Raw genomic sequence first — 13,943 nt, forward strand, 5'->3', positions numbered from 1 at the left:
AATTATTGAACATATAAAAAGTGAGAATAAGCTGCTAAAAAATCAATAATCACTATCCTTCAGATAAAAAATTTAATTTTAATTAAATCAACTATGATAGCGTAAGCAATCCCATCTTCTTCATTAGAGTATGCCATTCATTATTCCACCTTATACTCTTCTTATTCCTTTATTAAATCAAATTTATTTTCTCAGTTGATACGATATAATAATATTCTCTATAAGACTAACTGAATAAACTTGAAAATCTCATAAATTCAGGCTTATTTCAGTATTTTATACCCCTTAGTTTTAGTCAATCCAAAAGGTACCTGTGCTATAAGGAACCATACCTATTGAATAGTAAAATTGCTGATTTGATCCTACAACCGCATACTTTGCTCCAGCCTGCTTTACACGTCTAAGTCCTTCGTACACAACTTCTCTTCCAAATCCCATTTTGCGATATTCAGGAACTACACAAACGGGTTCAATCAATGCAAATTCACTACTCTTGTCATACCACATGCCTGCATGAGCTATATAGTTCCCCTGTTCATCTACAACGGATAGTTTCAAATTTAGGTCTAAGTAATTTCTTTCATAAGCAGCCTTGCAATCCTGTAAACTTACTTCTGTAAAAGAAAAAGTTTCTCCTGCCTCTTCATGTCCAAAGCCCTTAAACAGACACAGCATATACTTGTCATATTCTCTTTCTTCAGCCAAGGAAGTGATTCTATAACCTTCTTTTAGATTGATAACAGGAATTTCTTCTGATAAATCGAAAATTGCAACCATATCCTTTTCTTCTGATGCCATCATTCCCTCACTTTTTAGTACCTTCTGCAAAGTACGATTAGAATCACAAGCGAATATTCTGAAATCACCATTTTCTTCTTTCATCATATTCTTTTTTGCATATGATACCATTTCTTCATATAAAAATTCATATCCAGGGAGAACTATTGGAAAAATGTCATCTAGAGAATGATCATACAAATTTGCTGCTACAATTTTTCCATTTTGTTCCCAAATACCTATTCTCGTCAAGAACTCATCATCTAAATATTCCCAATTCATCATCATCCAATCAAAGCGAGCATAAGTATATTCGGTATTTTTGCTCTCAACCAAAAAGTCATGCAACTTCTTATAATCAGATGTTTCCAAGCGGCTCCCTTCATAGTTTCGTAACTTAATCTGTTTTTCCATTTTCTATTCCTCTTTATTTTCATATTTCCGGCTCATCCTTGAGTATGACATTGTTTTTCATTAATAATACCTAATAACACAAGTAAATTCAGAGTAACCTACTTTAACATATGATATCTCTAGATTGAATAGACTTGAAATTGAATATCAACACTTATTTCTCCATTACCTATAACTTAACTCTAAAAACATTCAAGTATCTTAAACTTCTATTCACTTTTTTAGAGTTAATCTTTCAATACATCTTCCCAAGACTAAAATAAAAACCACCCGTCCAACGGGCAATGTCATTAAGTTAATTAATTCATAGCTCAAATCTCTAAAAGGGAGGTGTACATTTTTGTACACCTCCCTTTTTTCTTGTAAAAAACACTTGACATCGAAGCAAAAATCTGTGGCAAAGCCCCTTAAATATACCTATTTAAGGAGGCTATCACATGGCTAAGTATTCAACTAAGATTAAACAAAATCTCATTCGTATGATTAAGACAATGAGTAGTAACCCAAAGGACTTTGTACAAAATCCTGAGAAAGATTTTACTCGCAATCGTAAACTCTCATTTGAAAGTATGGTGAGTTTTATTCTCGCAATGAATGGCAATAGCCTTTATACAGAGTTAATGACCTATTTCAATTATGATGTTAAAACTGCATCTACCTCTGCTTTTATCCAACAACGTAGTAAAATACGACCGGATGCATTTAAACATTTATTTCAACAGTTTACCGCCTCATACGATCATTATAAATATTTTCGAGGATATCGACTTCTCGCTGTTGATGGATCAACGTTTAATATTGCACACAATCCTGCTGATGAAAAAACGTACATTAAATCTTCAATTACATCGTTCTTTTCAATATTATTTTCAATTTCAGAAATTTTAAATTATCCTCTTTTAGCAGTGGTATGTATTTGATTAATATTTCAAACTTATTAGCCATTCTAGCACCTCATTAGTAAGTCTCCCTAGGTAGGTTCATTCTAATCTTATTCGCTATACTTATCCTCTTAATAAAATCGCTACATAAAATCGTGCTAATGCTTACACATCTTTTCGTGTAAGTTTAGCCACACACTCCATATGGGTCGAGACAATGACGTTAATGTCATCAGTTGACGGGAACAAGTCAACCTTTCTGCCCGTTGTAGGAAACATATCCATAGTCTACACCCCTTCATCTAAATAATCAAATTGGAATTTGACGGTCTGAGTTTATCGCTCCATGTAAAGAAGAAGATACGGTCTATCTTGCTCATCAACGTCTGTTCTCTTATAAATCTTAAATCCCATATGCTCATAAAAACCGATAGCCTCGGGATTTTGTTCATTTACCGTAACTTCACTGACCGAAAGCGTTTCAACACTATGCTGAATGAATCTTTTTCCGATGCCTTTTCCTCGCTCTTCGGGAGAAATAAAGAGCATTTCCAGTTTTCCATTTTCTATCCCCATAAAGCCAATGGCCAATCCTCTCTCACTTACGGCAATTATCAAATGAGGAATCTCTTGTAATGCATGTGGAATGTATTGTTTAATCTCACCGATTTCAGATGACGATAGAAACAGATGGGTTGCTTTAACAGACTGCTCCCATACTTTAGTCAGTTATTCTATCAACTCTGTTGTTTTCTCATAAATTTCGACTATCTTCATTGTTTATGAACTCCTCTACAAATTGGAATTTGTCACTCTATGAGTTTTCTGATTTCAACCTTAACTTTTTCCAAATCGCTACAAGTTAAAATAGGGATTAACCTATCAATTTCATCAATCGACTTATTCCACCATTTGAATTTAAGCATAAGTCCAATCAATCAAGAGTGTAGAACGGGAATGTAGAAACTATGTTCATTTAATGGTTAGCACCATTCATAACAAACTCCACACCAGTCGTAATCCGGAAAGACTTTCCGATAATTAGTTTGTCGCCATTCCACTCATAGTGGTGTGCCACATGACTTTCAAACTCTGAATCTGCAATATATGTAAAATCACCAACGACAATGTTAGGATTCTTAATGGTTGGCTTTACATAGATTTCTTTGTCATATCCTGCAATCGGATGGATTGTGTTTGGATTTGGATTCTTTCCGTTTTTCATATAACCAATCCTCTTTTAAATTGTAATTTTTCTTTATAAATCAATAATGATTTCGTACTTGTCATCAATAAGTACATAATGAGCATTGTCCTCTAACACACTTTCCAATGTGCACCACTCATCATCTAGACGATTTTCAACGACATTTACATATTTCTTTATGTCAGCAAAATGACTTTTTATATAGTCCTCACTCATAACCAGACAATAGTATTTGATATTTTCAAGATATTTCTGCTCAAAGTCCGTTGCCCAATCAAATGCAATATAGCATCCCTCAACAATTAGATTCTGCTTGTTTTCAATGGTCGTTTTAATCATTTCACGGACAATAGGCCATAAGTATACAGTCAAATCGCTATTATCGCTCATCGGTGTGAGTTCTGTGTTTCCGCTACGGATTAACTCCATTTTTAAATGGTCTATTGATAGATACGGATATTTATATTTTTCAGGTAATTTTTATGTAAGCGCTGTCTTCCCTGTGTGCGATGCACCTGTAATTAAAATAATCATTGCTTTCATCCCTACAAATTCTAATTTTTCCATTACTTTTTAGGATTGAATTTTCCTTTTGTTGCAACAACCACCACAACACTTGCAACTGCTCCCGTAGCACCCACCGCAGCTTTTAAGCCATTTTTCACACCTTGTACCTGGCTATTTATACAAGATTCACATTTCTTGCGTTTATACCCTTCTGGCAATGGTTTTTTGCATTTCTTACATACCTTATTCTCCATCAACATCTTCTCCTTCTAACAAAGACACATTTTCCACGCAAGGAAGTGCCTGTATTCTTTTATTGATATCTGGTAATGTTTTTGACCAATAGTTTTCCGGTGCGGGATCTATTAAATCCAATCTCTGCACCAGGCCATCCGTTGACAAATATGCTTTCTGCAAATATCCAGCATAGTATTGAAGACTTTGACGTGCTGCTGCAGTTTCACCCAATTCCTGGTATGCCATTGCCTCTGCCAATGAAGCCATATTAACAGCTGATAAACTTTCTCTTATTTCATTCATTCTCTGACCAATCTTTTCAGGATTCGCACCAGATAAAAGTTTACCCCAAAACGATTCTGGCTGCTCTTTAATAAATGTAAGATTGGCATTTTGGCTCTGCATCAGAAGATTTCTACTGTCTTCCGCATCAGAAACAATTCGCATAAGTGCCATTGCCTTCAACTCTGGATTTTTAATCTGCATTGCCTGTAACAATTTTTGCTGACAGCTATATGCCATTGCTAATCTGTCGAATTCCTGCCCCTGTCTTACTTCTTCGATTGCAATCTGAACCGTATGTATTTCTTCTGCAATTTGGGCTATCTGCATTTGTGTCGCATAACTGGTCATTGCCTCAGTTAGTGCAGGAGCCAGGTCAACACTCTTAAGTGAAATTGTTGATATGATTTTATTAGTTTCCGGATTTATCAGGTTTGCCATTAAAGTACCATCTTTTTTCGTCATGAGCTTTAATGCACCACTAGCAATCTGTGACTTTTGCTCATCTGTCAAAATCGCTTGAAAAGCCTGGTCCGGTATACTTGCCTTTACCATATTGATAAAGGCTGGTGCGGTGTATAACATTTCCTCTATTTTCTTGAATGTCTTTTTAGCACCTCTCAATAAAGGTTTTGCCACTTCTGGCATATCAGAGAAGTGTTGGACCACTTCATAACTATAACCCTCAACATCAATTACTTCTATTTCATCTGGTGATATATAAATTGTATCTTCCATAAAATGCTTTCCTTTCTGTTGTTCTCTATAACAACACTTGTAATTTTTGTGAAATCAGAATGTATCAGTCTCTTTTCACACATATCAGTTCAATGTCATCTCCCAATGATTCCATCATCTGAACGAATGTCTTATTCACGCCCCCATCCTTTTTCTTAATGATACGATTCACATACTGACCTGTTGTTCCGATATCTTCCGCTTTCATTAATAAACTATGCTCGTCAAATAGACAATAGTCCCATGCACTCGCACCTATAAAAAATAGTTTCTGAACTCCACCCTACCTACAAACAGGCTACAGAACTACTGCCAAACCAACTAAAAAAGGTTCTATAATATTTGGTGTGGGTGATTCCCACACTTCTTTTATTTGGAATAAAAAATAAGTATAAAAAAAGAGACATCACGTCCCAAATTCTATACCATGTAATTGACCAAAAAAAACACGAAAGGATTGGGTTTATGTCTCACAATAATTGTATCTTAACTTTACTCGATTTAAAAGATAAAAATATTACTTTTTCAGAAAATTGGATGGAAGATGTTCAGATTAACGGGATCCACTCTAAGGTCATTTCTGGTATCCTCTCTTTTCAACCGACCCATTGTTACAACTGTGGTCATCTCTTTGACTCACAAATCATTAAACACGGCTTCAAAACCTCTCGTATTAAGATGATGAAACTCTCTGGCTTTGATACCTATCTCGATTTAAAAAAGCAACGCTATAAATGCCGTCATTGTGATCGTACCTTTACGCTTAAAACCTCTCTCGTAGAATCTAATTGTTACCTTTCTAATCCCCTTAAACAAGCCATTTTCCTAGAGGCTAGCCATAAAAAATCCGAGTCAAATATTGCCCGTGAACTCAACGTATCCCATTCAACGGTCAATCGGATCATTCATACATCGTACGAGGAACAACCCCTTCATTTTAACTCTCTTCCAAAGGTGCTTTGTTTTGATGAGTTTAAGTCGGTCAAATCAGCGGAAGGGGCTATGTCATTCATTTTTTGTGATGCTTCTAATGGGAAGTTAATTGATATCGTTGAAGACCGTCGTCTAAGCACTTTAAAACCTTATTTCATGCGATTTTCTAAGGAGGCCCGTGAAGGTGTAACTCACGTTGTTATTGATATGTATGCTCCGTATATGACACTCATTAAAGAGGTGTTTCCCAACGCTAAAATTGTTTTAGATAAGTTCCACGTCGTTCAACTTTTATCTCGTGCCCTCAATAAAACTCGTATTCGCTTCATGAACCAAAACAAAGAATTCTACAATAAATTCAAACATTATTGGCGCCTTTTATTAAAAGCCCAAGAGGATATCCATTCTACCCACTACTTCTATTCTAACTGTTTCAAAAAGCAGATTTCTCAACAAGAAATCATCGACTTTTTACTCGCTTTAGATCCTGAATTAAAAGCGACTTATGACTTCTATCAAACCATCAAACAGGCCATCAAACTTCGCAACTTTGATGCTTTTCATCATGCCATTCAAAACCCCTCTGACTTACTTTCACCTGAAATGAAAACAGCTTTAAAAACATTAACTAACTACCAAGATTATATCAAAAATACGATTGAAACATCTTATACCAATGGAGTGCTTGAAGGGATTAATAACAAGATTAAAGTGATTAAACGCATGGCCTTTGGATACCGTAGTTTCTATCATTTCAAAGCTAGAATTTTGATTATCCATAAGTACACCTTTGAACAAAAAAATAAAAGGAATCAAACTGCTCAACGAGCAGCTTAATCCCTCACGATTACAGGTATAAAATTTCTTCACCCACACCAGTTGACAAAGAGCCCTAAAAAAGGGATTCCAGGAAGTTCCCAATAATGGGGCTACGTTTGGAATCCCTTGATTTAAACACTTTTCAGTTGCTTATTTATCTTTTCTTGACAACAGACAGACTGTCTCCACATGGATTGAGAGGACAGAATGAATGTCATTTGTGTATGTCCGTTCTCGGAAACATATCCACGACACTTTTTGCACTATCGGTAGACGGGAACATATCCATAGGCTTCGCTGTTTTTTGAAAAACTGAGGTATGCTGTTAATTTTCAGTACCCAATACTGTGAATAACGTTACTCTCCTATTCACTAATGTAATTCAACAATCTTTCTAAAATGTCATGTGTAACTTTTAAGTTGTATTGTTCAATAAGGTGACTTTGCAAATCCATAACTAATAGCAAAGAATTTTTATAGGCTTCAAATAATTCTACCTTATCTAATCGAGCAGTGGTCTTTGCAAATTTTTTATAATTTTCAAGGCTAATTTCTTTTTCAAGGTTTTTACTCATGTTTAGCCAATTATCAGCATTTTTTTCTGCCATACGTATAAGTTGTAGTGTATTTTTTTGAAGTTGTGATAAGAGTTCTAATGAACGAGCATATTCTCCTCTTTTTAGAACGTTGATTCCCATCAACCATAGATTAGAGAAATTACACAACAAAAAATTAGCATTTTCTTCAGTAAGTCTATTTGGTCTTGCACCACTTATCTCTGATAAATAATTTTCTAATTGCCCTGTTTCATCGTAAATAAGCATAGCCTTCGTATCAGGAATATAACCTGAATCTTTAAACGAGGGGATTATGTTCATATCTTTTTCAGAAAGGAAATGAAATTCCCCACGTATAAGATTATCAAAAATAACTACCTCTGTTCCGTACTCATTTTTATAAAGCATCAAGTACGGAGCTACGTCAAACAACCAGTTGGATGAATCAAAGTTCGAGGTTATACTATCTTTCAAAAATATATAGAACTCTATATCAGAGTATTGGTCACCTTCTCCTTTGGTAAACGATCCATACATCATACAAGCTGTAATTCGTTCATCTGACTCAGTAAGATTCTTAACGTTTGCAATTAATTCTTTTTGTTTTAACATTTCTTCACCCTTTCATGTAAATATCTTTTAGTTATTGTGGCAACTCAAAATCTCTACAAACCTAAATTAATATTTTTCGTACAAATGTTATTGCAAAAAGCATCATCATGCTCCACAAACAATAGTGTAGGACAATATTCCAAAATCATTTTTTCAATTTGGATACGTGAAAAAATATCAATATAGTTCAATGGCTCATCCCATATATACAAATGTGCACTTTCACAAAGGCTTTTAGCAATTAGTACTTTCTTTTTCTGACCAGCACTAAAATCCACCATGTTCTTATCAAACTGCTCTCTATTAAAATCCAGTTTACGAAGAATCGTTTTAAATAGAGTTTCATCGATCTTATTATTATAGGCAAATTCAGATAGATTACCTTTTAAATATGAAGTATCTTGCGAAATATAAGAAATTTTTAGTCCACTTGCTAGCATAAAATTTCCGGTAAATTTAATATCATCTCCATTAATCAATTTTAGGATACTAGACTTACCACTCCCATTTTTTCCGATAATGGCAACTCTATCACCAATATTGACTCTGAAATTAAGATTACTGCATACTTCTTTATCTCCATAAGACAATGATAAATCATTCGCTTCTATTAAGCACTCTTTGTGAAATTCAAGTGGTGAAATTTTTAAGTCATCATATTGTTCAATGTTGTGGAGCAGTTCTGATTTTTGTAAAACGGCTTCCTGATGTCTTGACTCAATATTTTTGGCACGTTTCATCGCTTTTGCAGCCTTATGTCCAACATAACCCTTATCCAGTTTTGAACCAGAATTTGTTGTTCCATATTTACTTTTTTCTACTTTATTTGACCAGTTTGAACTACGTTTTGCTGCATAAGACAACCTTCCTATTTCTTTAAGGAGTTTCTTGTTTTCTGCCAGTTCAAAATTATCTTGTAACGTTTTGTTCTCCCACCAAGAAGTAAAATTTCCCTTTTGGATTTCGATATTCGTTTTATTGATAGATAGTATATGGTCAACACATTGATCAAGTAAGCTTCTATCATGAGATACCAAAATAAACCCCTTCTTGCGTTTCAAATAGTTTTGCACTACATTACGTGCATCGATGTCAAGATGGTTTGTAGGTTCATCAATAAGCAGGAAACAACTCGCTGTAAGGAATAAAGCTGCAAGAAGGACCTTTGTTTGCTCACCATTTGACAATGTATTAAACGGACGATATAAAGCATCTTCTTGAACATCAAGCAATGATATTTCACGAAAAATCTCCCAATCCATACATTCCGTACAAATACTCTTCATTACTTCAATTGTATATAGACTCTTATCTTCCACATCATAAGGAAAATACTCAAACTTAACTGTAGAACTTATATTGCCGGAATACGCATATTTGCCAAGCAGTAAATTTAAGAAAGTAGTTTTACTGCGTCCGTTTCTTCCAATAAAACCGAGTTTCCAATCTGTATCTATCTGAAAACTTACATTTTCAAAAATATTGTCATAACTTCCTTCATATGAAAAAGTTAGATTTGAAACATTTATTAAGGACATATATTTCTTCCTCCTTTACATTATAAAAATTTTATAAGCAAAGTCGGTTTTCGGCATTAATTACTCTATAATGTTATCCAACTCTGCAAGGATTTTGTCATGAATGACATAGTATCATTGTCTATCACGTTTATCTTCCTTTCTTTTACAAATATTAAAAGCTGCAAGAAAGTAAATTCTTACGGCTCAAAAACAAATACTATTATTACCTTTTGTTATACATAACATAAGGTTACTGTAATGTATTATTGAGTGTAGAACACTTAACTTTCTTGCAATTTGCATAACAAAACAAACGGTTCTATAGCCGTTTCTTTAAATATCTTATTATGCATCATATAATTAGCAAGAAAAGTTATACATTCTTCCACCTCCAAGTCGTTTTATTATATCATATTATCTTTAAAAATCCAATATAATTCTTCTGTTCTCTTTCTAAAGATTACCCTTCTACATCAATCTCGACTCCTGATTTGAATTCAACGGCGAACTTATCATGAAATACCGTAACTTTTTCTATAAGCCTCCTTACTAACTGCTCATCATATTCCTCTAACTCACAGGATTGTTCATTAAAGAAATCAGTCATTTCAGCGATTCGTTGCCTTTTTCCTTCACGCTCTGCATTTTCAACAAGTGCATTTTGCTTCAATTCTCGAAGGTGGTAGATTTCATCAGCCACATCTTCATAGTCATTCTTGGATTTTGCTTGGATAAGAAGCTGTTGTTGTAATTCTTCCAATTTGCTATCAATATCATTGGTGGCATTATCATTTTCTTCATTAAGTATAGTAGCTATGTTTTTCTGCAACGCCTGGAGGAAGGGTTCTTTGTTAGCCAAAAGTTCGTTAATAGCCTTGACCACTGCTGTCTGCAATGTTTCCTCGTTTATGGTAGGGGCAGTACATTCAGATCCTTTTTCCTCCAAACGGCTGACGCATCTCCAAACAATAGACTTGTAACCTCGGTTATTCCAGTGTACCCGGCGGTAAATATCACCGCACTGGCGAGCAAACTGCAACTGCAACTATGCAGGCACTTAATCTTAAAAGAACTACTTTCTATAAACTGGTGAAGGAAGTGATTGTATGATGACGATGTGTCCACGATGTTTAGAGCTATACAGTGAAATTTGGTCGAAGCCTTGTTGTAAATGCGCCGATAAGACCATTCCTGTTGATATTGAACTCATCAATGTCGTTCAGATGCTGCTCACTAGAGGCTTCGATGTATCTTATGCCACTTGTTACCCAGATAAAGAACAAGGTGAGATCGAAGCTATGGAAATTGAGATTCACTTTAGGGAATTGTATCCGCAGGCTCTCTTTGATGGTCTCCCACCTGACTGGATTGTAATTGACGAATACCCAGTTCTTGGCGGTAAGGTTCTTGATGAACCTGTTGATATCCTTACATGTGCAATCGAATATCGATTTGAAGAGAGCATCCATATTCAAAAGGATATCGCTATAAGCAATCTGGAAACATGGCTCGAAGAGAAAGACCCGCAATCTTGTAGGGCTATCCTTACATTGGCCGGCTTCTGAAAAAGCAAGACCCTCTCAACAGTAATGATCTGCTGAAAGGGTACTTTACTTTAATCTATGACCTTGAAGTGCCTTAATGCGTCTTTAATAGCTTCTACTTTATATTCTGGTGCTGGTTTATATGGGCGTTTTAGTTCTTCAACTGCGTTTGGTGCGTCGTACATCGGCAGGCCTAAGTTTCTTTTGACCTCTGCAATGTTTGCAGTGTGAACTTTGAAGCCGTACTTTTCTTCGATATACTCCTGAATAAGCCTGTAGGTGATACGATCTGGCTGGATTTTTCGGTCGTCTGCGTACTCCATTTTTACACTGATAAAATCGTCTGCACTTTTGTGGGACAATAAAACACACGTCTCAACGTGGCTCGAGTTGATGGCATTGATGTCTTAAGCTGATTTTTAACCCTTTCGTTCGCGGGAACGTATCAACGGTATTTTGATTATTTTTTAAGAAACTGATATATGGGGGAACATATCGAAGCAATCAATAATGCACATTAACAACTAGTCTTTGTTATATTTAAACTATTCGAAAAGGTAATTAGATATTAAGGGAAGACTCTATAGACTTTTTCATATGATTAACGAGTTCAGCCACCTCAGATTCCATTCCTTCCCACTTGTCAACACACTCTCCTAAATAAGCCTCTCTCGCTTTGTTGAGTAAAGTAGCATGCTCATCGGGTAATTGAGGTATCGCCCATTCAGCTGCCAGATCTTTTGAGCGAATTTCACCAGTAGATGCTGTCAGCCACATTCTGGCTAAAGTTAAAATCACATTGCGTTCGTCACCGTTAATGCTAGCTATCAACCCGGGCAACGATTCTTTAATTGCTTTTCGAATATCTGTCATTGGCACAGGCTCAATTACTTCTGTTGCCTTTGGTCCCAAAAGGTTAATACTATTTTTTCTTAGTTGTGCTAAAAGTATTGCTAAATCCGGATCATAAGTCGACTCAGGAATTTCTCCCTTTTCAAACTGCTCTCTTAGCCACTCGCCATACATAAATTCATATTTGGGGGGAAATGCCAAGGGACAATATCCTTTTGATTTATGACCGTAACTTCAAGAGGCCTCATATCTTTTATGTTTCCTATTTTCCCAGATATAAGCATTAAGCTATTTGTAAGATTCCTTCGAGTTTTTTCAGATAAACTTTGATTTGTTATTACCAAAATATCTACATCGCTATTCATACGTAAACCACCCATTACTGCCGAACCATACAAATACACCCCAATTAACATATTATCAAGTAGTTCCGCTATAGTTTTTAATGCTTGAATTGCTTCTTTCGGAATTTTTTTGTTACTTAAATCTATACTCAACTTCGATCTCCTTTCGTCTGAAAACTGTTTTTTAACGCCTCTTAAAATTTATAAAAAAAGAGTAAACATCTTTCGTTGTATTGTAAATTAACACCATCCAAAATTTTGATTCAAGATTTTCTTTCGGTTTATTATATGTTTGAGCCAATATAAGCTACAAAACTGCTGTCTATCCATTTTTGAGTAACCTCATTTATATCAATCCCAATAGTAGCCAACCCAATAATGCTGCAATCCAATTTCTCTAACAAAGCTATTAAAGCCTTCATTTGAGAACCTGTCTCTATCCAATCATCTACAATCAAAACTCTTTTGTTCCTCACAATAGAACTCTTAGATATTTCAAAGCTTTTATCTTGACCTGAATAGTCGGTAAAATGTGTCGAAATAATCTCTTCTTTTACGTATGGCAGCTTATCACCTTTTCTTACTCCAATAAACCCCACTCCAAGTTCTTTGGCTATGGCAGTGCCTAGTATCCATCCAATTGCTTCTGGGGCAGCCACATAATCTACTTTATTTTGAAAATCCAATGATAGTACTTTTACAATTTTATCAAAAACGGTTTTATGTGTAAAAATAGTTAGTAAATCATATTTTCCAATTGAGTTACGAGGTAATATACCTCTAATTTCATTTATAACATCAGTACTTTCCATACATTTACACCCCTTGCTTATGGTTAATAATCTTTGCTAATCTTTAAAAATAGTCATTTTCAACATATTTTTTATACATGTCCTCGGTATATCTTGTTATGTTCTTACCATACTCTGGATAATCAAACCCCAGTAGTTCTGCTACCTCTTTGGACACTTCCCTGAACAATTGATGGCATATAAATAATGACTTCCAAATATTTTCATAGGAATCCATGCGATATGTAGATAATAATCTATTCCATAGATCTTCATCAATGTATTTGTTAATATACTTATAATTTTTCCCAACACTTAATGAAAATTCTGTCTTTATCCCAACCTTCCACGACATCATCCTAAGTAGTTCAAACCGTAGAATCTGGTTCAGATGATCGATTGCAAACAGTATCTCTTTGCGGCACAATCCTTTAATAACATAAGGTGTTACATTCCAAAATTCATTGCAGCAATCATCATACTCCCTTGCGCTTGGCTTTCTTACATGATAATCTATATCAGTCGGAACTATGTCCCTTTTAATTCTACAATCTTTATCAATTAGAACCTTTATTAATTTATCGCCCTTTAGGTAATTATCTAACTCTTCCAAGGGCAATAAGGTAAGATCAATTTTATTGTAATCATCAAATAGCATAAGATAGGAAAATCCCTTTTCTTCAGGTGGGAATAATTCCATATCCTCCGGCTTTTGCATCATTATTATATTCCCAAATTGATTAAGCCAGTCATCATTAGATATAAACGGTTCTATATCACTTACAAAATATGTAATATCATAATCCTGAAATTCATCTTTAGGTATATTAATATTTGCGCGTGACCCCTCAAGGGTCACAATTCGAATACGTTCATCCTGTTCTGCTAAAGAAAGTACTAAATCCATCATTTCTTTTTCTGATCTCAT

General features: G+C 34.9%; 16 protein-coding genes and 1 pseudogene. 3 read left to right on the forward strand and 14 right to left on the reverse strand.

The window, feature by feature from the left end:
- Positions 1–291 precede the first annotated feature (291 nt).
- Positions 292–1,191 carry a GNAT family N-acetyltransferase gene (locus AT726_RS03975; RefSeq protein ID WP_055305715.1) on the reverse strand — a complete coding sequence of 300 codons (900 nt, stop codon included), beginning with the start codon at positions 1,189–1,191 and terminating at the stop codon, positions 292–294.
- 437 nt (positions 1,192–1,628) lie between these two features.
- Between AT726_RS03975 and AT726_RS03980 the strand changes: the two genes are divergently transcribed.
- Positions 1,629–2,111, forward strand: a complete 483-nt coding sequence (locus AT726_RS03980; RefSeq protein ID WP_068759106.1) for a hypothetical protein — start codon at positions 1,629–1,631, stop codon at positions 2,109–2,111.
- Positions 2,112–2,408: 297 nt separating this feature from the next.
- Here the strand turns inward: AT726_RS03980 and AT726_RS13145 are convergent, their stop codons facing one another.
- From AT726_RS13145 to AT726_RS04010, 6 genes are all read right to left on the reverse strand, one after another.
- Positions 2,409–2,690, reverse strand: a complete 282-nt coding sequence (locus AT726_RS13145; RefSeq protein WP_237297201.1) for a GNAT family N-acetyltransferase — start codon at positions 2,688–2,690, stop codon at positions 2,409–2,411.
- Positions 2,691–3,048: 358 nt separating this feature from the next.
- Complete coding sequence (locus AT726_RS12985) at positions 3,049–3,297, reverse strand: hypothetical protein (protein WP_055305994.1); 249 nt, start codon at positions 3,295–3,297, stop codon at positions 3,049–3,051.
- A gap of 33 nt (positions 3,298–3,330) precedes the next feature.
- A complete protein-coding gene (locus tag AT726_RS03995; protein ID WP_201023110.1) occupies positions 3,331–3,708 on the reverse strand; it encodes a hypothetical protein in 378 nt (125 codons plus the stop codon).
- A 137-nt stretch (positions 3,709–3,845) separates the two neighbouring features.
- Positions 3,846–4,040 carry a hypothetical protein gene (locus AT726_RS04000; protein WP_055305993.1) on the reverse strand — a complete coding sequence of 65 codons (195 nt, stop codon included), beginning with the start codon at positions 4,038–4,040 and terminating at the stop codon, positions 3,846–3,848.
- Positions 4,030–5,043, reverse strand: coding sequence for a hypothetical protein (locus AT726_RS04005; RefSeq protein WP_082704875.1), 1,014 nt, complete (start codon positions 5,041–5,043; stop codon positions 4,030–4,032). The genes AT726_RS04000 and AT726_RS04005 overlap by 11 nt, the downstream gene beginning before the upstream one ends.
- A gap of 64 nt (positions 5,044–5,107) precedes the next feature.
- A complete protein-coding gene (locus AT726_RS04010; RefSeq protein ID WP_237297202.1) occupies positions 5,108–5,251 on the reverse strand; it encodes a hypothetical protein in 144 nt (47 codons plus the stop codon).
- Positions 5,252–5,508: 257 nt separating this feature from the next.
- Here AT726_RS04010 and AT726_RS04015 point away from each other — a divergent pair, with 257 nt between their 5' ends.
- Complete coding sequence (locus tag AT726_RS04015; RefSeq protein ID WP_201023077.1) at positions 5,509–6,813, forward strand: ISL3 family transposase; 1,305 nt, start codon at positions 5,509–5,511, stop codon at positions 6,811–6,813.
- Between the two features lie 347 nt (positions 6,814–7,160).
- Here the strand turns inward: AT726_RS04015 and lnu(B) are convergent, their stop codons facing one another.
- The 3 genes from lnu(B) to AT726_RS04030 all read right to left on the reverse strand — a co-directional run bounded on the left by lnu(B) (position 7,161) and on the right by AT726_RS04030 (position 10,529).
- Positions 7,161–7,964, reverse strand: a complete 804-nt coding sequence (lnu(B), locus tag AT726_RS04020; RefSeq protein WP_002294514.1) for a lincosamide nucleotidyltransferase Lnu(B) — start codon at positions 7,962–7,964, stop codon at positions 7,161–7,163.
- A 53-nt stretch (positions 7,965–8,017) separates the two neighbouring features.
- Positions 8,018–9,502: an ABC-F type ribosomal protection protein Lsa(E) gene (lsa(E), locus tag AT726_RS04025; RefSeq protein ID WP_068759107.1), complete on the reverse strand. Its 1,485-nt coding sequence runs from the start codon at positions 9,500–9,502 to the stop codon at positions 8,018–8,020.
- Positions 9,503–9,944: 442 nt separating this feature from the next.
- The gene (locus AT726_RS04030; protein ID WP_002294511.1) at positions 9,945–10,529 is read right to left on the reverse strand and encodes a recombinase zinc beta ribbon domain-containing protein; all 585 of its coding nucleotides are present in this window, start codon (positions 10,527–10,529) and stop codon (positions 9,945–9,947) included.
- Between the two features lie 61 nt (positions 10,530–10,590).
- On the opposite strand from AT726_RS04030, the gene AT726_RS04035 reads away from it, so the two are divergent.
- Positions 10,591–11,049, forward strand: coding sequence for a hypothetical protein (locus AT726_RS04035; RefSeq protein ID WP_002325145.1), 459 nt, complete (start codon positions 10,591–10,593; stop codon positions 11,047–11,049).
- Between the two features lie 50 nt (positions 11,050–11,099).
- On the opposite strand, the gene AT726_RS04040 is transcribed toward AT726_RS04035, so the two are convergent.
- The 4 genes and pseudogenes from AT726_RS04040 to AT726_RS04055 all read right to left on the reverse strand — a co-directional run bounded on the left by AT726_RS04040 (position 11,100) and on the right by AT726_RS04055 (position 13,943).
- Positions 11,100–11,351, reverse strand: a complete 252-nt coding sequence (locus AT726_RS04040; RefSeq protein ID WP_002294510.1) for a hypothetical protein — start codon at positions 11,349–11,351, stop codon at positions 11,100–11,102.
- Positions 11,352–11,589: 238 nt separating this feature from the next.
- Positions 11,590–12,377, reverse strand: a pseudogene (ant(9), locus tag AT726_RS04045) (aminoglycoside nucleotidyltransferase ANT(9)).
- Between the two features lie 131 nt (positions 12,378–12,508).
- Positions 12,509–13,036 (reverse strand): phosphoribosyltransferase family protein, encoded by a 528-nt coding sequence (locus tag AT726_RS04050; protein WP_068759108.1) that lies wholly within the window; start codon positions 13,034–13,036, stop codon positions 12,509–12,511.
- A gap of 43 nt (positions 13,037–13,079) precedes the next feature.
- Positions 13,080–13,943 carry an aminoglycoside nucleotidyltransferase ANT(6)-Ia gene (locus AT726_RS04055; RefSeq protein ID WP_002294505.1) on the reverse strand — a complete coding sequence of 288 codons (864 nt, stop codon included), beginning with the start codon at positions 13,941–13,943 and terminating at the stop codon, positions 13,080–13,082.

Source organism: Turicibacter sp. H121 (assembly GCF_001543345.1).
GTDB classification, from domain to species: Bacteria; Bacillota_I; Bacilli_A; order MOL361; family Turicibacteraceae; genus Turicibacter; species Turicibacter bilis.

What these genes read in the sequence shown, in the direction of transcription:
- AT726_RS03980 (WP_068759106.1), top strand. Translation starts at nt 1,629, where the DNA reads ATGGCTAAGTATTCAACTAAGATTAAACAAAATCTCATTCGTATGATT.
- AT726_RS04050 (WP_068759108.1), bottom strand. Translation starts at nt 13,036, where the DNA reads ATGGAAAGTACTGATGTTATAAATGAAATTAGAGGTATATTACCTCGT.
- AT726_RS03975 (WP_055305715.1), bottom strand. Translation starts at nt 1,191, where the DNA reads ATGGAAAAACAGATTAAGTTACGAAACTATGAAGGGAGCCGCTTGGAA.
- AT726_RS04010 (WP_237297202.1), bottom strand. Translation starts at nt 5,251, where the DNA reads ATGAAAGCGGAAGATATCGGAACAACAGGTCAGTATGTGAATCGTATC.
- AT726_RS12985 (WP_055305994.1), bottom strand. Translation starts at nt 3,297, where the DNA reads ATGAAAAACGGAAAGAATCCAAATCCAAACACAATCCATCCGATTGCA.
- AT726_RS04000 (WP_055305993.1), bottom strand. Translation starts at nt 4,040, where the DNA reads ATGGAGAATAAGGTATGTAAGAAATGCAAAAAACCATTGCCAGAAGGG.
- AT726_RS04005 (WP_082704875.1), bottom strand. Translation starts at nt 5,043, where the DNA reads ATGGAAGATACAATTTATATATCACCAGATGAAATAGAAGTAATTGAT.
- AT726_RS04015 (WP_201023077.1), top strand. Translation starts at nt 5,509, where the DNA reads ATGTCTCACAATAATTGTATCTTAACTTTACTCGATTTAAAAGATAAA.
- AT726_RS04055 (WP_002294505.1), bottom strand. Translation starts at nt 13,943, where the DNA reads ATGAGATCAGAAAAAGAAATGATGGATTTAGTACTTTCTTTAGCAGAA.
- AT726_RS04035 (WP_002325145.1), top strand. Translation starts at nt 10,591, where the DNA reads ATGATGACGATGTGTCCACGATGTTTAGAGCTATACAGTGAAATTTGG.
- AT726_RS04040 (WP_002294510.1), bottom strand. Translation starts at nt 11,351, where the DNA reads ATGGAGTACGCAGACGACCGAAAAATCCAGCCAGATCGTATCACCTAC.
- AT726_RS03995 (WP_201023110.1), bottom strand. Translation starts at nt 3,708, where the DNA reads ATGGAGTTAATCCGTAGCGGAAACACAGAACTCACACCGATGAGCGAT.